The following is a 19831-nucleotide window of genomic DNA, read 5'->3' as shown; positions in this document are numbered from 1 at the left end:
CGCCGGACGCTAGCCTGCGGGCAGGGAGTCTCGCCATGGACCGACCTGCCATCCTCCACAAGACCGCTGCCGATCTGCGTCTGCCGCCCCATCTGGCGGACTACGCGGCGCAATGCCGGGCCTTCCGCTGGGAGGACGCGCGGGCCGCATTGCAGGGCCTGCCCGGGGGCGGGCTCAACATCGCCTTCGAGGCGGTCGACCGGCATGCCGCGGGGCCGCTGCGCGAGCGCATCGCCCTGCGGTTCGTGGCACGCGATGCCCCGCCGGTCGAGCTGAGCTATGGCGAACTGGCACGCCAGACCCACCGTTTCGCGCAGGTGCTGCGCAGTCTCGGGGTCGGTCCGGGGGCGCACCTGTTCGTGCTGGCCGGGCGCACTCCCGCGCTCCATGTGGCGGTGCTCGGCGCGCTGAAGCTGGGTGTCGTGGTCACGCCGCTGTTTTCCGCCTTCGGGCCGGAGCCGATCGCTACCCGCATCCGGCTCGGTCGTGGCGACGTGCTGGTGACTACCGACACCCTGTATGCCCGCAAGGTCCGCCCCCTGCGCGCGCAGATGCCGACCCTGCGCCATGTGCTGCTCGTGGCCGAGGATGGCGCGCTCGCGTCCACCATCCCCACGGACGAACCGGGCACGCTGGACCTCGCTGCACGGATGGCGGCCGCCAGCGACGAGCCGGTGGCCATCACGACGCGGCCCGACGATCCCGCGCTGCTGCACTTCACCAGCGGCACCACCGGCACCCCCAAGGGCGCCCTGCACGTGCACGACGCCGTCGTCACCCACCACGCGACCGGGCGCTACGCACTCGACCTGCACCCCGAGGACCGCTACTGGTGCACGGCCGATCCGGGCTGGGTGACCGGCATGTCCTACGGTCTGATCGCGCCCTTGCTGCACGGCGTCACCTCGCTGGTTGACCGCGAGGAGTTCGATGCCGAGCGCTGGTACACGCTGCTCGAATCGGAGCGCATCAGCGTCTGGTACACGGCGCCGACGGCGATCCGCATGCTGATGAAGGCGGGGGTGGCGCTGGCCCGTCGCCACGCATTCCCGGCGCTGCGCTTCGTGGCCAGCGTGGGCGAGCCGCTGAACCCCGAGGCGGTCTGGTGGGGCCGGGAGGCGCTGGGGCTGCCGATCCACGACAACTGGTGGCAGACCGAGACCGGCGGCATCATGATCGCCAACACCCCGGCCTTCGACATCAAGCCCGGCTCGATGGGCCGGCCGCTGCCGGGCGTCGAGGCCTGCATCGTCGAGCACCTCGAAGCCGAGGGCGCACCGCCGCAGGTGCGTGTCATCGAGCCGCCCGGTGTCGAGGGCGAGCTGGCGCTGCGCCGCGGCTGGCCGTCGATGTTCCGCGGCTACCTCGACAACGAGGTGCGCTACCGGAAGTGCTTTGCCGGTGATCTGTACCTCACCGGCGATCTGGCTCGGCGCGATGCCGATGGCTATTACTGGTTCGTCGGCCGGGCCGATGACGTGATCAAGTCCGCCGGCCACCTGATCGGGCCGTTCGAGGTTGAGAGCGCGCTGATGGAACACCCCGCCGTGGCCGAAGCGGGCGTGATCGGCAAGCCCGATCCGGTGCTGGGCGAACTGGTGAAGGCCTTCGTGTCGCTGCGGGCGGGCCACGAAGCGAACGAGGCGCTGCGCCTGTCGCTGCTGGCGCATGCCCGCCTCCGCCTGGGCGCGGCCGTCGCGCCGAAGGAGATCGCCTTCCTGCCCGCGCTGCCGCGCACCCGCAGCGGCAAGATCATGCGGCGCCTGCTGAAGGCGCGTGAACTCGGCCTGCCCGAGGGCGATACCTCGACCCTGGAAGGGGGCAGCCCGTGACCGGGCCGGGGTCCGGCGTGCCGCTGCCGCCGTCCGGCCCGGTGCCGTGGGCGCCAGCGCTCTCGCTGGCGGTGCTGCACGATCTGCTGCGCATCCGCCGCATGGAGGAGCAGTGCGCGGCGCTGTATGGCCAGCAGAAGATCCGCGGCTTCCTGCACCTGTACATCGGCGAGGAAGCGGTGGCCGCAGGGGCGCTGCGGGTCTTCGGGCCGGACGACAACGTGGTCGCCACCTACCGCGAGCATGCCCACGCCTTGCTGCGCGGCGTGGGCATGAATGCGGTGATGGCCGAGATGTACGGCAAGCAGGAGGGCTGCTCGCGTGGACGCGGCGGCTCGATGCACCTGTTCGACCGCGCAACGCGCTTCTTCGGCGGACAGGCGATCGTCGGCGGTGGCCTGCCGCTGGCGGTGGGGCTGGCGCTGGCCGACCGGCTCGCGGGGCGGTCCGCGGTGACGGCCTGCTTCTTCGGCGAGGGTGCGGTGGCCGAAGGCGCTTTCCACGAGGCGATGAACCTGGCCGCGCTGTGGCGGCTGCCGGTGCTGTTCTGCTGCGAGAACAACCTGTACGCGATGGGCACCGCGCTGGCGCGCTCCGAATCGCAGACCGACCTGTGTCTCAAGGCCGCGTCCTACGGCATGCCGGCGCTGGCCGTGGACGGCATGGACGTGGTGGCCGTGCACGAGACGGTCCGCGGCGCGCGGCCGCCGGTGCTGGACGGCGGGCCGCGGTTCATCGAGTTCCGCACCTACCGCTTCCGTGCCCATTCGATGTTCGATGCCGAGCTGTACCGCGACCGCAGCGAAGTCGAGCAATGGAAGGCCCGCGGGCCGATCCACACCTTCACGGCCCGCCTGAAGGCGCAGGGTGACCTGACCGAAGACACCTTCCTGGCCCTCGATGCCCGCGCGCAGGCCGAGGTGGACGCCGCTGTCGCCTTCGCCGAAGCCGGCACCTGGGAGCCGGTGGAAGACCTGCTGCGCGACGTGCTCACCCCGGCCGCAGAGGGGCCCGCGCCATGAACCAGTCCGGCAGCCCGACCAGTCTGCGGACCATCAGCTACCGCCAGGCGTTGCAGGAAGCCCTGCGCGAGGCGCTGCAGCAGGACCCGCGGGTGTTCCTGATGGGCGAGGACGTGGGCCGCTACGGCGGCACCTACGCGGTGTCGAAGGGCTTGCTCGACGAGTTCGGCCCCGAGCGCATCCGCGACACGCCCTTGTCGGAACTCGGCTTCGTCGGTGCCGGGGTCGGCGCTGCGCTCGGCGGCATGCGTCCGATCGTCGAGGTGATGACGGTCAACTTCAGCCTGCTGGCGCTGGACCCCATCGTCAACACCGCGGCGCTGCTGCGCCACATGTCGGGCGGGCAGTTCTCGGTGCCGCTGGTGATCCGCATGGCCACCGGCGCAGGGCGGCAGGTGGCGGCGCAGCATTCGCACAGCTTCGAGGGCTGGTATGGCCACATTCCCGGCCTGCGCATCCTGACCCCCGCCACCGTCGAGGACGCCCGCGGCATGCTGGCGCCCGCGCTGGCCGATCCGGACCCGGTGCTGCTGTTCGAGCACGCGCAGCTCTACAACCTGCAGGGCGAGGTGCCCGCGGTGTGCCGGGTCGACATCCGGCAGGCCCGGGTGCGGCGCAGTGGCAGCGACGTCAGCCTCGTGACCTATGGCGGCTCGCTGCCGAAGGTGCTGGAGGCGGCCGAGGCGCTGGCGGCGGACGGCATCGCGGCCGAGGTGGTCGATCTGCGCGTGCTGCGGCCGCTCGACGAGGCCACCGTGCTGGCCTCGGTGCGCAAGTGCCGCCGCGTGGTGGTGGTCGATGAAGGGTGGCGCTCGGGCAGCCTGGCGGCCGAGGTGGTGGCACGCGTGTCCGAGCAGGCCTTTTTCGACCTGGACGCACCGCCGGCGCGGGTCTGCAGCGAGGAGGTGCCGATCCCGTATGCGCGCCATCTGGAGGAGGCCGCCTTGCCGCAGCCTGGCAAGATCGTCGCGGCGGTGCGCCGCCTGATGGGGCGCGCGCCATGATCGACTTCGTGCTGCCTTCGCTGGGTGCCGACATGGACGAGGGCACGCTGGTGGCCTGGCACGTCCAGCCGGGCGACCATGTGCAGCGCGGGCAGGTCGTCGCCGTGGTGGACACCTCCAAGGCGGCGGTCGATGTCGAGATCTGGCAGGAGGGGGTCGTCTCCGAACTGCTGGTGCAGCCGGGGCAGAAGGTGCCGGTCGGCACGGTGCTGGCCACGCTGCGGGCCCCCGGTGAATCGCCGGCTGCCGCGGAGGCACCGGCCGGGCGCCGGGCGGTGTCGCCATCCGCCCGCCGGCGGGCGCGGGAACTGGGCATCGATCCGGAGCGCCTGCAGGGCAGCGGCGTGCAGGGGTCGGTCACGCTGGCGGATGTCGAGGCCGCGGCACGCCCCGCGCCTGCAACGGACGCCGGCACCAGCGCCACAGCCGCCGACCGCCTGCAGGAGATGCGCAAGGCCATCGCGGCGGCGATGGGCCGTTCCAAGCGCGAGATTCCGCACTATTACCTTTCGGAAACCATCCCGATGGCCCGTGCGCTGGCGTGGCTGCAACAGCGCAATGCGGAGCTGCCGGTCGCCGAGCGCCTGCTGCCGGCGGTGTTGCTGCTCAAGGCGGTGGCGCTGGCGCTGCGGCGCACGCCGGAGCTGAACGGTTTCTACCGCGAGGGACGCTTCGAGCCGGCTGCTGCCGTGCATGCCGGCGTGGCGATCTCGCTGCGCGGTGGCGGGCTGGTGGCGCCGGCCCTGCACGATGTCGGCGACCAGACCCCGGCAGAGCTGATGCGCGCCCTGTCAGACCTCGTGCGGCGGGCCCGCGCCGGGTCGCTGCGCAGCTCGGAGATGAGCGACCCGACGGTCACCGTCACCAACCTGGGAGACCAGGGGGTCGATGCCGTCTTCGGCGTGATCTACCCGCCGCAGGTGGCGCTGGTGGGCTTCGGCCGGCTGACCGAGCGCCCCTGGGTGCAGGACGGCGCCGTGCAGGCCGTGCCGGTCGTCTGCGCCACGCTCGCGGCCGACCACCGCGCCTCGGACGGCCACCGCGGCGCGCTGTTCCTGGCCGAGCTGCGCGAATGGCTGCAGCAGCCGCAAGCCCTGGAGACGCCCCATGTCGGACCCCTTGCCTGACGACCGCCGTGCCCGCGCCGACGCCGTGCTGGCGCTGCTGCGCGGCATCGCCCCGGAAATCGATCCCGCCGCGATCGATCCCGCGCGGCCGCTGCGCCGCCAGGTCGATCTGGACTCGATGAACTGGCTGGACCTGATGGTCGCGCTGCAGCAGCGCTTCGGGGTCCGGATTCCGGAGTCGGCGTACCCGCGGCTGGTGACGCTGAACGATGTGCTGGATGCCTTGCAGGAGCGGTAGCGATGTGGAAGCAACTCGGAGCAGGCCTGTCGTGCGTGGTGGCGCTGCTGGTGGTGGCTGCTGAACCCCCTGGCGATGGCGATCCGCCGCTGGTCGTGGAGCAGGACGTGTTCATCGGCGGCGGCACGGTCACGGTCCGCCAGCCGGTCAACGGCGACCTGATCGTCTCGGGTGGCAGCGTTGATCTGGATGCGCCGGTCGCTGGTGACATGCTGGCGGTCGGCGGCAAGCTGCGCCTGGGTGCGGACACCGCGCGTTCGGTCCATGCGGCCGGCGGACAGCTGAGCCTCGACGCCAGGGTCGGGCGCCATGCCCGGGTGGCGGGTGGCCAGGTGGAGCTGGGTCCGAAGGCCGAGATCGGCGGCAACCTCTCGGTGGCGGGCGGGCGGGTGCGCCTGTACGGTCAGGTGCGGGGCCAGGTGCACAGTGCCGGCGGGCAGTTGCTGATCGACGGCCCGGTCGGTGGGGATGTCGTGGCACTCCATGCCCGGATCGAGCTGGGACCCAACGCCCGGATCGCTGGCCAGCTGCGCTACCGCAGCGAAGAACCGCTGGTGCAGGATCCCGCGGCCCAGGTGGCGGGTGGCATCGAGAAACTGCCGGTGCGGGTCAGGCCCGGCGATCGCCGGGCAGCCGAACCGCGGCCCGACTGGTCTGGCGGGATGGGGGTGTTCGGCGCCCTGTGGACGCTCGGCCACCTCCTGCTGGCCAGCGTGCTGCTGGCGGTGCTGCCGTCCTTCTCCGCGACACTGGCCCGCACCCTGCGCGAGCGCCCCGGCGCCAGCCTGCTGCTGGGCTTCGCCTGGCTGGTCGGCCTGCCGATGGCGGTGGTGCTGCTGTGCCTCACCTTGGTGGGCATTCCGCTCGGCCTGGTCGCGCTGGCCGCCTACGCCGCGCTGATGCCGCTGGCCTGGGCCATCACCGCCACCGCGGTGGGCGACTGGGCCTTGCGTCGCTGGTGGCCGGACCAGTCGGAGTGCCTGCCGGTGCGCATCGGTGCCAGCGCCGTGGTGCTGGTGCTGATGTACCTCGTGGGCTGGGTGCCCGGTCTGGGCGCCGCGATCGGCGTACTGGGCTTGATCGCCGGTCTGGGCTGCCTGCTGCTGCAGGCCTGGCCTCGGTCCGCATCGCCGCCGGCCGAACTGGCCTCGAACCCGTCCTGAAGACGGGACCGCACACGCAACGGGAGAGATGTCCATGAATACCTTGACCAAGCTGGCCCTGGGCCTGATGGGGCAGATCCGCCCACGACCGGCCCGCGGTGCATCGGCCCCGCACCGGGTGCTGCTGCCGCCGACCCAGGACGGGGGCATGTCCCTGATGGAGGCCTTGCGCAAACGCCAGTCGCAGCGCGAGTTCGCCACGGACGCCTTGACCGAGCAGCTATGGGCCGCTGGCGGCATCAACCGCCCCGCGCCTGGCGGCCGCACGGTGCCCAGCGCGATGAATGCGCAGGAGCTGTGCCTGTACGTGGCGCTGCCCCAGGGCCTGTTCCGGTATGAGCCCGGGACGCATGCCCTGGAACGCCTCTCGGCCAGCGACGTGCGTGCCGTCACCGGCTACCAGGATTTCGTCGATCTCGCGGCCCTGGACCTGATCTACGTCGCCGACCACGCCCGCATGGCGCTGGTGCCGGCGGCCAGGCGCGAGGCCTATGCCTTCGCCGCCGCGGGGGCGGCGGCACAGAATGTCTACCTGGTTTGCGCGTCGGCTGGACTGGCGACCGTGGTGCGGGCCTGGTTCGACCGGGACGCGCTGTCCGGCGCCATGGGTCTGGGCAACGACGAACAGCTGCTGCTGGCGCAGACCGTGGGCGTGCCCAGGGCGGGCAGCACCGCGGCCTAATTGCCAGAGGGCAGGCGTGGCCGCTGGTCCTCGATCTCGCGCACGAGCTGCACGGTGCGCAGCACCCGGTCGGGGGTGAGGCTGAGGCTGTCGATGCCCAGCTCCACCAGATAGCGGGCGATCTCCGGATGGTCCGACGGCGCCTGGCCGCAGATGCCGCTGTGGCGGTGGTTGCGCCGGGCGCCTTCCACCGCGAGCCGGAGCATCTTCAGCATCCCGGGGTCGCGCTCGTCGAACGCACTCGCCACGATCGCGCTGTCACGGTCCACGCCCAGCGTGAGCTGCGTCAGGTCGTTGCTGCCGATCGAGAAGCCGTCGAACAGCTCCGAAAACTCGTCGATCAGCAGCACGTTGTTCGGGATCTCGCACATCACGTAGACCTCCAGGCCGTCCTGGCCCCGCACCAGACCGTGCCGGGCCATCGCGGCCAGCACGCCGTGCGCCTCGTCGAGCCGCCGGCAGAACGGCACCATCACCTTGAGGTTGCGCAGCCCCATGGTGTCGCGCACCCGCTTCAGCGCGGCGCACTCCATGGCGAAGCCTTCCGCGTAGGCCGGATGGATGTAGCGCGCCGCCCCCCGGAACCCGAGCATCGGGTTCTCCTCGACCGGCTCGAAGTCGCGGCCGCCCAGCAGCGCGGCGTACTCGTTGCTCTTGAAGTCGGACAGCCGGACGACGACGGGCCGCGGATAGAACGCCGCGGCGATGGTGCCCACGCCCTCGGCGAGCGTCTCGATGAAGAAGGCCGCACCGCTCGGGTAGCCGGCCGCGCGCGCCAGCACCTGGCTCCGCACCGCCGGGTCGGCGATGCGCTCGGGGTGCAGCACGGCCATCGGGTGCACCTGGATGTACTCGTTGATGATGAATTCCATGCGCGCCAGCCCCACGCCGTCGCAGGGCAGCAGGGCCGTCTTGAAGGCCAGTTCGGGGTTGCCGAGGTTCACCATCACCTGGGTGGCCGGGCGCCGCAGGCCGGTCAGATCCTGCTGATCGACACGGAAACGCAGGCGGCCCGTGTAGACGCGGCCGATGTCGCCGTCGGCGCAGGACACCGTGACCGGCTCGCCGTCCTGCAACTGCGCGCTGGCGCCCTCGGCCCCGACGACCGCCGGGATGCCGAGTTCCCGTGCCACGATCGCCGCGTGGCAGGTGCGCCCGCCACGGCTGGTGACGATGGCGGCGGCGGTCTTCATCACCGGCTCCCAGTCGGGCGTGGTGGTGTCGGCGACCAGCACCTCGCCCGGCTGGAACTGCGGCAGCTGGCTGGCCTGGGCGATGCGCCGCACGGCCCCGGCCGCGATGCGTTCACCGACCGCGCGGCCCTGCACCCGCACGGCGGCGCGCTCCTCCAGCACGTAGGTCTCGATCACGTTCACCGCGCGCCGCGAGACCGAGGTCTCCGGCCGCGCCTGCACGATGTAGAGCGGGCCGTCCGGGCCGTCCTTGGCCCACTCGATGTCCATCGGCCGCCAGCTGCCGGCACGGCGGGAGTAGTGGGCCTCGATCTTGAGCGCGGCGTCCGTGAGTGCCAGCACGTCGGTGTCGCTCAGGCAGAACCGGGCGCGGTCCGCGGCCGGGGTGGGCTGGTTGACCACCGGCGCGCGGGTGTCGCCGCCGCTGTACACCATGCGGATCTGCTTGCGCCCGAGGCGCCGGCGCAGCACGCAGCGGTAGCCGGCCCGGAAGGTGGGCTTGTGGACATGGAACTCGTCCGGGTCCACGGCGCCCTGCACCACGTTCTCGCCCAGGCCCCAGGCGCCGGTGATGAAGACCACGTCCGGGTGGCCGGACTCGGTGTCGAGCGTGAACACCACGCCGCTGCTGGCCAGGTCGCTGCGCACCATCTGCATCACCACCACGGACAGCGCGACCTTGAAATGGTCGAAGCCCTGGTCGATGCGGTAGGAGATGGCGCGGTCGGTGAACAGCGAGGCCTGGCAGCGCTTGATGGCGTCGACCAGCATCTGCTCGCCACGCACGTTGAGGTAGGTGTCGTGCTGGCCGGCGAAGCTGGCGTTCGGCAGGTCCTCTGCGGTGGCCGAGCTGCGCACGGCCACGCTCAGCGTCGGGCCGAACCGGGCCTGCAGCGCACGCCAGGCGAGGCGGATGCCGGCTTCCACGGGGGCGGGCATGGGGGCGGCATAGACGATCTCGCGGGCCTGCGCGCCGGCATGGGCCAGGGCGTCGAGGTCACGCTTGTCGAGCCTGTCCAGCAGGGCGTGCAACGGGCCCCAGGCGCCAGCCGCATCCAGCGCTTCGCGGTAGGCCGCGGCCGTGACGGCAAAGCCGTCCGGGATCCGCACGCCGAGGGGCCGCAGTTCCCGGAACATCTCGCCCAGCGATGCAGTCTTGCCGCCCACCAGCGGCAGATCGGCCATGGACAGTCCGCTGAGCCAGCGGATGCAGTCGTTCGCGTCGTTCATTCCGCTACCCCGTCTTGCGGTCCACCTGCCGCCGACGCGATGCTGGTGCCCGGTCGGGCCTGCGGAATTGAGCCGGCTCAACGCTTCTGCAAGGGCATCTCGCCGATCAGCGCCAGCACGCGTGCGGCCGTCTCGGCCGGGTGTTCCAGCGCGAAGAGGTGCGTGCCTTCGATCCACTGGAAGCGCTCGCGCACCAGCGCCCGCGTGGCGGCCAGGCCCACCTGCCGCACCTCGCGCGACTGCGTGCCGCCCAGGAACGCCACCGGGAACCGCGGCGGATGGCGGCGCAGCACATCGCCCAGGTTGTGCGCCAGCGTGTTGTAGATGCGTGCCTCGACCTGGCGGTCGAAGGCGAGCTGCACGCCGCCCTGCGCTGCCGGTTCCAGGCCGGCGTGCAGGTAGTCTTCCAGGCACAGCGGGTCCCAGCGGGCGAAGATGTGCTTGGCCGCGAAATGCGCCCGCGCCTCGTCCACCGAGGCCCAGTGGTGGCGCCGGCGCGCTGCGACCTTGCCGGGCGAGATGCGCTGGATCAGCCGCGTCGCCTTGGCCACCTGCACGCTGTGCGCCTTCCAGCCAGTCAGGACGGGCGAGTCCAGCAGCACCACCGCCTGCGCCAGGTCCGGCCGCTTCAGCGCCGCCTTCAGACTCAGGAAGCCGCCCAGCGAATGCCCGACGAACACCACCGGCGCGCCGAGCGCGAGTCCGTCGACGAAGTCGATCAGCTGGTCGCGCAGCCGCGGCCAGTTGCTGGTGACCGGGTAGTGCGGGTCATGGCCGTACTTCTCCACCGCCTCGACCCGCCAGCCCGCCGCACGCCAGTGCGCGAAGAGCTGCGCGTAGGTGCCCGCGGGGAAGCTGTTGCCGTGGCTGAAGACGATGACGCCGGGTTGCGTGGGCATGGGCGGGGTGTCCGGCGGGTCAGACGATGCGCTCGCCCGGGTGGGTGATCTTGCGCATGGATTCGTAGCGCTCGGACTCCTGCATCAGCGGGAACTCGGCGGCGGCACCGTTCCACGCCGGGTCGTCGATGCCCTCGAACACCTCGCGCAGGCGCTGGCCCCAGGTGTCGTGGATCATCTTGAAATACGGGTTCTTGTCGTCGATGCAGACGATGCGGTCGGCCTTCAGGTCGCCGGCGCGGTAGACCAGCAGGTCCAGCGGCAGCCCCACCGAGAGGTTGGACTTCAGCGTCGAGTCCATCGACACCAGCGCGCACTTGGCGGCCTCGTCGAGCGGGGTGTCGGGTGTCAGGACGCGGTCGAGGATGGGCTTGCCGTACTTGGACTCGCCGACCTGGAAGAAGCAGGTCTCGCGCGTGGCCTCGATGAAGTTGCCGGCCGAGTAGACCAGGAACAGCCGCATCGCCTCGTCGCCGATCTGGCCGCCGAAGATCATCGAGCAGTTGAAGTCGATGCCGGCGTTCTGGAGCGCCTTGCCGTCGGTCTCGTAGACGCGCCGCACCGCCGAGCCGAGCACGCGGGTCGCGTCGAACATGCTCTTGGCGTTCCAGATGGTGATGGGTTCGCCGTCGCCGTTGGGGATCTTCTCGGTCTGCAGGATCTCGCGTACGCACTGCGAGATGCTCAGGTTGCCGGCCGACAGCAGCACCATGCAGCGGTCGCCGGCCTTCTCGTAGACCATCATCTTGCGGAAGGTGCTGATCGCGTCGAGCCCCGCGTTGGTGCGTGAATCGGAGAGGAACACGAGACCGGCGTTGAGCCGGATGCCGACACAGTAAGTCATGGGGAGGGTCAGGAGCTGAGGGGGGAATGCAGGGGATTCGGGGCGGTCGCGAGCGTCTTCAACCGGTAAAGCGCATCCAGCGCGGCGCGAGGGGTGAGCGTATCAGGGTCAAGTGCGCGCAAGGCTTGCAGCACCTCGTCGGCGAGCGGGTCCGTCGGCGCGGGCGCAACAACCGCGGGCGGTGGTGCCAGCGGGGCCGGTTCCGGTTCGGGCGCCGGGGCGAACAGGTCGATCTGCGACGCGCCCGCGTGCTGCTGGGCTTCGAGCGTGTCGAGCGTCTGCCGCGCCTGCCGCAGCACCGCCGACGGCATCCCCGCCAGCCGCGCCACCTGCACGCCATAGCTGCGGCTGGCCGGCCCGGGCTCGATCGCGTGCAGGAAGACGATGTCGTCGCCCGACTCGGCGGCCGAGACGTGCATGTTCACCGCGTGGCGGTGGCGCGCCGGGAACTCGGTCAGCTCGAAGTAGTGGGTGGCGAACAGCGTGAAGGCGCGGTTGCGGTCGTGCAGGTGCGTGGCGATCGAGCCGGCCAGCGCCAGACCGTCGAAGGTCGAGGTGCCGCGGCCGATCTCGTCCATCAGCACCAGCGAGTGCTCGGTCGCGCTGTGGAGGATGGCGGCGCCTTCGGTCATCTCCAGCATGAAGGTGGACTGCGCGTTCGCCAGATCGTCCGCCGCGCCGATGCGGGTGTGGATCGCGTCGATCGGCCCGAGGCGGCAGCGCGCGGCCGGCACGTACGAGCCGATCGCCGCCAGCAGCACGGTGAGCGCTACTTGCCGCATGAACGTGCTCTTGCCGCCCATGTTCGGACCGGTGAGGATGACCATGCGCCGCGCCGAATCCAGCCGGCAGTCGTTGGCGATGAAGTTGCCGCCGCCGGTTTCGGCCAGTCGCGCCTCGACGACCGGGTGGCGGCCCTGTTCGATGTCGAGGCACGGGTGCGCGACGAACTCGGGCGCGCACCAGTGCAGCGTCTCGGCGCGCTCAGCCAACGCGGCCAGCGCGTCAAGGCTGGCGAGCGCGCGGCCGAGTTCGGACAGCGGGTTCAGGTGCGGCTGCAGCGCGTCGAGCACCTGCTCGTACAGCCACTTCTCGCGCGACAGCGAACGCTCCTGGGCCGACAGCGCCTTGTCCTCGAAGGCCTTCAGCTCGGGCGTGATGTAGCGCTCGGCGTTCTTCAGCGTCTGGCGGCGCTGGTAGTCCATCGGCACCTTGTCGACCTGGCCGGTGGTGACCTCGATGTAGAAACCGTGGACCTTGTTGTACTGCACGCGCAGGTTGTGGATGCCGGTGCGCGCCCGCTCGCGGGTTTCCAGGTCGAGCAGGAAGGTGTCGCAGTTGGTGGCGATGGAGCGCAGTTCGTCCAGCAGCGGATCGAACCCGCTCGCAATCACGCCACCGTCGCGCAGCAGCACCGCCGGTTCCTCGGCGATCGCGCTTTTCAGCAGCGCGGCGATGGCTTCATCCGGCGTCAGCGCGGCGTGCATGGCCTTCAGCAGCGGCGCGTCGTCCGGCACGCGGCGGCGTAGGTCGGGCAGCGTCGCCAGCGTCTCGCGCAGGCCGGCGAGTTCACGCGGGCGCACTTGCCGCAGCGCCGTGCGGGCGGTGATGCGCTGCACGTCGCTGACGTGGCGCAGCGCGTCGCGCAACGGCTCGGCGGCGCGCGTGGCGATCAGCGAGGCGATGGCACCATGCCGGCTGCGGGCGACGGCGCGGTCGCGCATCGGGTGCGTCAGCCACTGCCGCAGCGCGCGGCTGCCCATGCCGGTGCGGCAGGTGTCGATGAGCGACAGCAGCGTCGGCGCCGCTTCGCCCCGCAGCGTCTGCGTCAATTCGAGGTTGCGGTGCGTGGCGGGCGGCAGCTCCAGCAGCTCGCTGGCGCGCTCCACCGTCAGCGCGTTGACATGCGACAGCGCGCGGCCCTGCGTGTGTTCCGCGTAACCCAGCAGCGCGGCGGCGGCGGCGTGGGCGGCGTGCAAGTCCTGCGCATTGAAGCCGGCGAGGTGCGCGACCTTCAACTGCTCGCGCAGCTTGCGTTCACCGAGCGCCGGGTCGAATTGCCAGTGCGGTCGGCCGATCACCGGCACGGTGAGCTGGCGCAGCGCGGCAGGGCGCTTCTCGGCGTTCAGCTCGCCGCTGACCAGCACTTCCGCGGGGGCGAGCCGCGCCAGCCATGCGCCAAGTTCGCGCTCGCTGCACTCGGTCAGCCCGAGCTGTCCGCTGGCCAGTGCGAGCCAGGCCAGCCCGAACACCTGCGCCGCGCCGCTGCCGCGCACGGCCAGCGCCAGCAGCCGGGTGTCCTCACGCTCGTTCAGCAGCTCGGTGTCGGTGATCGTGCCCGGCGTGACCACGCGCACCACCTTGCGCTCGACCGGCCCCTTGGTCGCGCCGACCTCGCCGACCTGCTCCGCGATCGCCACCGCCTCGCCCAGCCGGATCAGCTTGGCGAGGTAGCTCTCCAGCGCATGCACCGGCACGCCCGCCATCACCACCGGCTCGCCCGCGCTCTGGCCGCGGGTGGTGATCGTGATGTCGAGCAGGCGGTGCGCCTTGCGGGCGTCGTCGAAGAAGACTTCGTAGAAATCCCCCATCCGGTAGAACAGGAGGGTGTCAGGAAAGTCGGCTTTGAGGCCCAGGTACTGGGCCATCATCGGGGTGTGCTGGTCGAGGCTCGCCACGTCAGAACCCTTCGCCGATCAGAACGGCGCGTCGTCGCGGCGGCTGCGCTTGCGCTCCGGGGCCGGCTCTTCCTTCGGCGGCATGTCTTCCTTCTTGATGCGCGTCGGCTTGCGGATCGTCACGACCGGGGCGGGGGCGGCCTCGGCATCGGGCATCGGCTCGAAGGCGGCGGCCAGCGCGGCGGCGGGCGACAGCGGGATGTCGAACACGGGCTTCTCGGCGGCCAGTTCTGCCGCTTGCTCCGCGGCTTCCTCGGCCGCGAGTTCCGCGACCAGTTCCGGCTGCGTCTCGGCGATGAACACGTCCAGAGGCGTCAGCGTGGTGGAGCTGCTGCGGGCCGGGGCGATGGTGTCGGTACCGGTCGTGGAGGTCTTGGCGCGGACCTTGGTGGAGCGGGCCTTGGGCGCGACCGGCGCCGGGGTGGCGGTGCCCGCGGGCGCTGCCTCGTCTTCGGTGATCACGCGGGTGTAGGGCGCCAGGATCGGCACCAGCTGCGCGTACACCTTGGGCGAGCCGGCCAGCACTTCGCGCTGGTACAGGAAGTCGGCTTCGCCGGTGAAGTTGCCGACCAGACCGCCCGCTTCGGTGACGATCAGCGAGCCGGCCGCGACGTCCCAGGGGTGCAGGCCGGTTTCGAAGAACGCGTCATACCAGCCAGCGGCGACGTAGCACAGGTCGAGGGCGGCTGCACCCGGGCGGCGCAGGCCGGCGCACAGGGGCATCAGCTCCTCGAAGATCTTCATGTAGCGCTTGAAGTTGTCGCCCTTGCGGAAAGGGAAGCCGGTGCCGATGAGGGCGTCGGCCAGCCGGATGCGCTTGGACACGCGCAGGCGCTTGTCGTTCATGAACGCGCCGCGGCCCTTGGTGGCGTAGAACAGGTCGTTGCGGGCCGGGTCGTAGACGACGGCCTGCTCGACCTTGCCCTTGAACGCCAGCGCGATCGACACCGCGTACTGCGGCAAGCCGTGGATGAAGTTGGTGGTGCCGTCCAGCGGATCGATGATCCAGACGTAGTCGCTGGTGTGCGAACCCATGGAGCGACCCGATTCCTCGGCGAGGATGGCGTGGTCCGGGTAGGCGCTCAGCAGGGTCTCGATGATGATGCGCTCGGCCGCCTGGTCGACTTCGGTGACGAAGTCGTTGGGCCCCTTGCTGGTGACCGTCAGGCGGTCGACGTCGAGACTGGCCCGGTTGATGATCGCCCCGGCCGCGCGTGCGGCCTTGATGGCGATGTTGAGCATGGGATGCAAATTGGTCTGCGACATGGCGATGGGACTCCGGGGGCTCGAACGGCGGATGGTCGCGGCGCGGTGCGCGCGGCGACAGGGCAAGGGGCTGACGGTGGGAAAGAGCGGAGGCGGGCAGTGCAAGCCTGCGGGCCTAAGATAACCGTCCATTTTACGGTGCTTTGACCATTCCCTGACCCTCCCATGCCAGATTCCACACCCTCCACCCCGGTTTCGACGCCCGATTCCACCCGATTCGTGCTGGTGAACACCAGCCACCCGGGCAACGTCGGGGCCACTGCGCGGGCCATGAAGGTGATGGGCTTCACCGACCTGGTGCTGGTGGCGCCGCGCTTCGGCAACGTGCTCAGCCAGGAGGAAACGGTGGCGATGGCCAGCGGCGCGGCCGACATCCTCGTGCGGGCCCGCATCGTCGCCACGCTGGACGAGGCACTCGACGGCGTGCAGGTCGCCTGCGCCACCGCGATGACCCCGCGCGACTTCGGCCCGCCGACTGTGGCGCCGCGCCCGTACTTCGAGGAACTCGCCGCCAGCGCGGCCAGTGTGGCCTTCGTCTTCGGCAGCGAGCGCTACGGCATGTCCAACGAGGACGTCTACCGCTGCCATGTCTGCCTGTCGATCCCGACCAATCCGGACTATGGCTCGCTCAACCTGGCGCAGGCGGTGCAACTGCTGTCCTACGACTGGCGGCAGGCGCTGGGCGGTTTCGGGGTGACGCCGCGCACCCGCGATGCGCGGCTGGCGTCGGTGGACATGGTGCAGGGCGCACTGGCGCACTGGGAGCAGGCGCTGGTCCGCACCGGCTTCCTGAATCCGGACATTCCGCGCAAGTTGTTGCCAAGATTGAACCAGCTGTGCAATCGGACGCAATTGACCGCGGAAGAAATTCACGTTCTGCGCGGAATTGCAAAATCTGTCATCGATTCCAGCGAAAAGGGGCCGACATGATCGGCACATGACCGCAGTTCCACGCTTCCACCAGATCGACTTCCTCCGGGGCCTCGCTTGCCTGAGCGTGGTCGCCTTCCATTTCCTGCACCGTGGCCAGCAGGGCGGCTGGCTGGTCGATCCGGCAGCACCCTGGCTGCAGTCGATGGCGGAACTGGGCCACCTCGGGGTGCACCTGTTCTTCATGATCAGCGGCTTCGTGATCCTCATGACGGCCGAAGGCGCGACGGTGCGTGGCTTCATCGCCTCGCGGGTGTCGCGGCTGTACCCGGCGTTCTGGGTGGGGGTGCTGCTGACGGCCGCAGTGGCGTGGTGGTCGGGCAGCGAGGCCTTCGCGGTGACGCCGGTGCAGGTGCTGGCCAATCTGACGATGGTGCCGCACTGGGCCCATGTCGAGTTCGTGGACGGTGCGTACTGGTCCCTGGCGGTGGAGCTGCAGTTCTACCTGCTGGTGATCGCGCTGCTGCACTTTGGCCAGATGCAGCGGATCGAGTGGTGGATCGCGGCCTGGCTGCTCGTGTCCAGCGTCAATGCCGTGCGCCCCATGTATCCGCTGGAATTCTGGCTCGATGCACGCTGGGCACCGCTGTTTGCCGCCGGCATGCTGTTCTACCGCATCAGCCGCCGGGGCTGGGATGGCCAGCGCTCCCTGCTGCTGCTGTGGGCCTTCAGCCTGACGCTCTGGTACGGCTGGACCGGGGCGGAGGCCTCGAAGCTGGGCCGGGAGGCGGTGCTGCTGGGGCTGCCGATGCAGGTGGTGCTGTGCCTGACGCTGTTCCACGGGGTGTTCCTGCTGGTCGTCAGTGGCCGGTGGACGATGCGGCCCTCGCCACTGGTGTACTGGTTCGGTGCGCTGACCTACCCGGTCTACCTGCTGCACCAGAACATCGGCTACATCGCGCTGATGGCGCCGGGCTGGCGGCATCTCGATTTTCATCTGCGGGTGGGACTGGTGGTCGGCGCGGTGGTGCTGCTGGCGTGGCTGGTGAACCGCTGGGTCGAGCGGCCGCTGTCCCGGCGGCTGCGTGCGGTGATCGATCCCGCAGCGATCGTTCCGAGGACGGTGGTCCGCCCCGCACCGAAACTGCGCACGGAATCCATGCCCCGCTGACACGGCCGGCGCGGTTTCCATGCCGCGCCTACACTCGGGGCTCCTTGCCGTTCCTCCGAGTCCGCCATGTTCCGTCGCCTGAAAGAAGACATCGCCTGCATCCTCGAACGCGATCCGGCCGCCCGGTCGACCTTCGAGGTGGTGACCTGCTATCCCGGTCTGCACGCGCTGTGGATCCAGCGGGTGGCCCACTGGTGCTGGCTGCGCGGGCTGCGCTGGGCCGGGCGCTTCCTGTCGCACCTGGGGCGCTTCTTCACCGGCATCGAGATCCATCCCGGTGCCACCTTCGGCCGCCGCGTCTTCATCGACCACGGCATGGGCGTGGTGATCGGCGAGATGGCCGAGATCGGTGACGACTGCACCATCTACCAGGGCGTCACGCTGGGGGGAACCTCGCTGGTCAAGGGGGCCAAGCGGCATCCGACGCTGGGCAAGGGCGTGATCGTCGGTGCCCACGCCAGCGTGCTGGGCGGCTTCACGGTCGGGGACGGCGCGCGGGTCGGCTCGGGTGCCGTCGTGACCAAGCCGGTGCCGGACGGTGCCACCGCGGTCGGCAACCCGGCGCGCATCATCGCCGCGCAGCTCGATGCCCAGCGTGAAGCCGTGGCTGCCCGGATGGGCTTCTCTGCCTACGGCGTGACCCAGGGCGAGGACCCGGTCGCGCAGGCGATGAAGGGCCTGATCGACAACGCCTCGGGCCACGAGCACCAGATCGCGCTGCTCTGGCAGGCGATCGAGAAGCTCTCGGCGCGTTCGCGCGAGCTGCCGGCCGACGCCTGCGTGCCGCAGGATGCCCACACCACCGAGCAGTTCGACGCCGAACGCCTCAACCGGCTGGTGAAGTAGCGCAATTTTCCATTGGTACGCTAAAGCACCTGCCAAGGTGATCGGGCATGTTCTGCGGTAGCTTACGTCCCGATACATCACGGTACCGGGACAGTTCATGCAATCAGGTCGATCCAGGCTCGGCAGGCGACTCGCGCTGGGGGGCTGTCTGTTCGGTCTTGCCGCGGGGCAGATCGGCTGCGGTGGCGGTGCGTCGGTAGGCAGCGCCGAGGCCGGGACAGGCGACGCGGGTGCGGCAGTTTCACGGGCGTCGATGGTCGAGCCGATGACCGCGGCCTTCGTCCAGCCGGACGAGCGCCCGCTGGTGGCGTGGCCCGCGTGTGTGCCCTCCGGACAGGGCACCGACTACGCGGTCGGCCCCGGACAGGCACTGGCTTCGCTCGACCAGGTGCCCTGGGAGCGCCTCGCACCGGGCGACACCGTGCGCGTCTTCTACAGCGCCACGCCCTACCACGGCAAGTTCCTGCTGGCGGCCCACGGCACGGCGGCGAAGCCGGTGCGCGTCTGCGGCGTGCGCGGTCCGAACGGTGAGCGGCCGGTGATCGACGGCCAGGGCGCCACGACGCGTGCGGCGCTGGCCACGGCGTTCGCGGGCGCTGGCAGCGACATCTTCCAGAGCCGGGCCATCGCCATGGTCAAGTCCCTGTCCTCGGATGCCTGGACCGATCGCCCGTCCTACCTCCAGATCGACGGCCTGAAATTTGTCCGTGCCCACCCGGCCTACCAGTTCCGCGACGCTGCGGGTGCGGTGAAGACCTATGCCGATTTCGGGGCCTGCATCTGGATCGACCGGGGCGACCACATCACGATCGCCGACAACGAGCTGACCGACTGCGTCATGGGCCTCTTCAGTCGCACGACCGACGACGGCAGCGGCGCGATCACCGAGAACCTGCGCATCGTCGGCAACGTGATCCGCGGCAACGGGCTGGCCGGTAGCGAGTCGGAGCACAACACCTACACCCAGGGTCTGGGCGTCGTGATCGAGCACAACGTCTATGGCCCGCTGCGCGCTGGCGCCCGCGGCAATGCGATCAAGGACCGCTCGGCGGGCCTCGTCGTGCGCTACAACCGCATCGAGGAGGGCGCCCATGCCATCGACATGGTCGAGGCCGAGGATTTCCCGCTGCTGGCGCAGGCGCGGGCCGACTACCGCACGACGCTGGTCTACGGCAACCAGATCCGCAAGGACGGCGACACCGGCACCGTCTTCCACTACGGTGGCGACCACTACGGCAGCACGCCCGGTGCGCAGTGGGGCGAGCCGATCTTCCGCAAGGGCGTGCTGCAGGTCTTCCACAACACGGTGATCGTCACCGGCGGCAGCGCGGCGGTCTTCCAGCTCTCCACCACCGAGGAGCGCGCGGAGGTGTGGAACAACGCCATCGTGTTCGCGAGCACGGTGTCCGAGAAGAGCCTGCGTGCCGGTCAATCGGTGCAGCCGCCCTGGGTCACCGGAGGCATCGTCAACCTCGGGACGAACTGGCTGTCGGCCGGCTGGCAGGACATCGACCAGTGGCACACCCTGACCGGGCAACTGCTGCTGACCACGGCGCCGCTGGTAGGACAGCGCTCGCCGCTGGTGGCGGGTGGCTGGGTGCCGCAGGCGGGCAGTGCGCTGGTGGATGCCGCCGTCCCGGCCCCCGCGGGTGTGGCGGCCGTGCCGATCCTCTGGCAGCTCGACGCCGCCGGGCGAACCCAGGCGCGGGTGACGAAGGGAACAGCGCCGGACCTCGGTGCTGTCGAGCAGTGACCCGGCGCCGGGC

At 70.6% G+C, this 19831-nt stretch carries 15 protein-coding genes and 1 pseudogene; 11 read left to right on the top strand and 5 right to left on the bottom strand.

All coding sequences use genetic code 11. The features are described from left to right. Positions 1-35 precede the first annotated feature (35 nt). From acsA to BDD16_RS02790, 7 genes are read left to right on the top strand one after another with little or no spacing between them, the layout of a single operon-like run. Positions 36-1832, top strand: coding sequence for an acetate--CoA ligase (acsA, locus tag BDD16_RS02820; protein WP_179632541.1), 1797 nt, complete (start codon positions 36-38; stop codon positions 1830-1832). After that, complete coding sequence (pdhA, locus tag BDD16_RS02815; protein WP_310732858.1) at positions 1829-2854, top strand: pyruvate dehydrogenase (acetyl-transferring) E1 component subunit alpha; 1026 nt, start codon at positions 1829-1831, stop codon at positions 2852-2854. The genes acsA and pdhA overlap by 4 nt, the downstream gene beginning before the upstream one ends. Continuing rightward, positions 2851-3858 carry an alpha-ketoacid dehydrogenase subunit beta gene (locus tag BDD16_RS02810; protein WP_179632540.1) on the top strand — a complete coding sequence of 336 codons (1008 nt, stop codon included), beginning with the start codon at positions 2851-2853 and terminating at the stop codon, positions 3856-3858. The genes pdhA and BDD16_RS02810 overlap by 4 nt, the downstream gene beginning before the upstream one ends. Then, positions 3855-4985, top strand: coding sequence for a dihydrolipoamide acetyltransferase family protein (locus BDD16_RS02805; protein WP_179632539.1), 1131 nt, complete (start codon positions 3855-3857; stop codon positions 4983-4985). Before BDD16_RS02810 ends, BDD16_RS02805 begins: the two co-directional genes overlap by 4 nt. Next, the gene (locus BDD16_RS02800; protein ID WP_179632538.1) at positions 4966-5223 is read left to right on the top strand and encodes an acyl carrier protein; all 258 of its coding nucleotides are present in this window, start codon (positions 4966-4968) and stop codon (positions 5221-5223) included. Before BDD16_RS02805 ends, BDD16_RS02800 begins: the two co-directional genes overlap by 20 nt. A gap of 2 nt (positions 5224-5225) precedes the next feature. Beyond that, a complete protein-coding gene (locus BDD16_RS02795) occupies positions 5226-6386 on the top strand; it encodes a DUF8173 domain-containing protein (RefSeq protein WP_179632537.1) in 1161 nt (386 codons plus the stop codon). Between the two features lie 34 nt (positions 6387-6420). Beyond that, positions 6421-7068, top strand: a complete 648-nt coding sequence (locus BDD16_RS02790) for a SagB/ThcOx family dehydrogenase (protein ID WP_179632536.1) — start codon at positions 6421-6423, stop codon at positions 7066-7068. On the opposite strand, the gene ppsA is transcribed toward BDD16_RS02790, so the two are convergent. The 5 genes and pseudogenes from ppsA to BDD16_RS22900 form a co-directional block, all read right to left on the bottom strand. Next, complete coding sequence (gene ppsA / locus BDD16_RS02785; RefSeq protein WP_179632535.1) at positions 7065-9491, bottom strand: phosphoenolpyruvate synthase; 2427 nt, start codon at positions 9489-9491, stop codon at positions 7065-7067. The two genes, BDD16_RS02790 and ppsA, sit on opposite strands and share 4 nt — an antisense overlap. Before the next feature lie 77 nt (positions 9492-9568). Continuing rightward, on the bottom strand, positions 9569-10390 hold the full coding sequence (locus BDD16_RS02780) for an alpha/beta fold hydrolase (RefSeq protein ID WP_179632534.1): 822 nt from the start codon (positions 10388-10390) through the stop codon (positions 9569-9571). 19 nt (positions 10391-10409) lie between these two features. Next, complete coding sequence (locus tag BDD16_RS02775) at positions 10410-11234, bottom strand: proteasome-type protease (protein WP_179632533.1); 825 nt, start codon at positions 11232-11234, stop codon at positions 10410-10412. An 8-nt stretch (positions 11235-11242) separates the two neighbouring features. Next, complete coding sequence (gene mutS / locus BDD16_RS02770) at positions 11243-13885, bottom strand: DNA mismatch repair protein MutS (protein WP_179635965.1); 2643 nt, start codon at positions 13883-13885, stop codon at positions 11243-11245. Positions 13886-14227: 342 nt separating this feature from the next. Further along, positions 14228-15178: pseudogene (locus tag BDD16_RS22900) on the bottom strand (inositol monophosphatase family protein); the annotation flags it as partial. Between the two features lie 165 nt (positions 15179-15343). On the opposite strand from BDD16_RS22900, the gene BDD16_RS02760 reads away from it, so the two are divergent. From BDD16_RS02760 to BDD16_RS02745, 4 genes are all read left to right on the top strand, one after another. After that, a complete protein-coding gene (locus BDD16_RS02760) occupies positions 15344-16108 on the top strand; it encodes an RNA methyltransferase (protein WP_179632531.1) in 765 nt (254 codons plus the stop codon). 7 nt (positions 16109-16115) lie between these two features. After that, on the top strand, positions 16116-17219 hold the full coding sequence (locus BDD16_RS02755; protein WP_179632530.1) for an acyltransferase family protein: 1104 nt from the start codon (positions 16116-16118) through the stop codon (positions 17217-17219). Between the two features lie 66 nt (positions 17220-17285). Further along, positions 17286-18065, top strand: coding sequence for a serine O-acetyltransferase (cysE, locus tag BDD16_RS02750; protein WP_179632529.1), 780 nt, complete (start codon positions 17286-17288; stop codon positions 18063-18065). A gap of 97 nt (positions 18066-18162) precedes the next feature. Further along, entirely contained in the window at positions 18163-19818 is a 1656-nt protein-coding gene (locus BDD16_RS02745) for a right-handed parallel beta-helix repeat-containing protein (RefSeq protein WP_179632528.1), read from the top strand. Positions 19819-19831 lie beyond the last annotated feature (13 nt).

Origin of the sequence: Sphaerotilus montanus, assembly GCF_013410775.1 — a bacterium.
Taxonomy (GTDB): domain Bacteria; phylum Pseudomonadota; class Gammaproteobacteria; order Burkholderiales; family Burkholderiaceae_C; genus Sphaerotilus; species Sphaerotilus montanus.
This window is presented reverse-complemented; position numbering and strand designations above follow the sequence as displayed.

Bases quoted from the DNA above. Each gene is read 5' to 3' on its own strand.
- acsA (WP_179632541.1), top strand. From the start codon at position 36: ATGGACCGACCTGCCATCCTCCACAAGACCGCTGCCGATCTGCGTCTG.
- BDD16_RS02810 (WP_179632540.1), top strand. From the start codon at position 2,851: ATGAACCAGTCCGGCAGCCCGACCAGTCTGCGGACCATCAGCTACCGC.
- BDD16_RS02805 (WP_179632539.1), top strand. From the start codon at position 3,855: ATGATCGACTTCGTGCTGCCTTCGCTGGGTGCCGACATGGACGAGGGC.
- BDD16_RS02800 (WP_179632538.1), top strand. From the start codon at position 4,966: ATGTCGGACCCCTTGCCTGACGACCGCCGTGCCCGCGCCGACGCCGTG.
- BDD16_RS02795 (WP_179632537.1), top strand. From the start codon at position 5,226: ATGTGGAAGCAACTCGGAGCAGGCCTGTCGTGCGTGGTGGCGCTGCTG.
- BDD16_RS02790 (WP_179632536.1), top strand. From the start codon at position 6,421: ATGAATACCTTGACCAAGCTGGCCCTGGGCCTGATGGGGCAGATCCGC.
- ppsA (WP_179632535.1), bottom strand. From the start codon at position 9,491: ATGAACGACGCGAACGACTGCATCCGCTGGCTCAGCGGACTGTCCATG.
- BDD16_RS02780 (WP_179632534.1), bottom strand. From the start codon at position 10,390: ATGCCCACGCAACCCGGCGTCATCGTCTTCAGCCACGGCAACAGCTTC.
- BDD16_RS02775 (WP_179632533.1), bottom strand. From the start codon at position 11,234: ATGACTTACTGTGTCGGCATCCGGCTCAACGCCGGTCTCGTGTTCCTC.
- mutS (WP_179635965.1), bottom strand. From the start codon at position 13,885: ATGATGGCCCAGTACCTGGGCCTCAAAGCCGACTTTCCTGACACCCTC.
- BDD16_RS02760 (WP_179632531.1), top strand. From the start codon at position 15,344: ATGCCAGATTCCACACCCTCCACCCCGGTTTCGACGCCCGATTCCACC.
- BDD16_RS02755 (WP_179632530.1), top strand. From the start codon at position 16,116: ATGACCGCAGTTCCACGCTTCCACCAGATCGACTTCCTCCGGGGCCTC.
- cysE (WP_179632529.1), top strand. From the start codon at position 17,286: ATGTTCCGTCGCCTGAAAGAAGACATCGCCTGCATCCTCGAACGCGAT.
- BDD16_RS02745 (WP_179632528.1), top strand. From the start codon at position 18,163: ATGCAATCAGGTCGATCCAGGCTCGGCAGGCGACTCGCGCTGGGGGGC.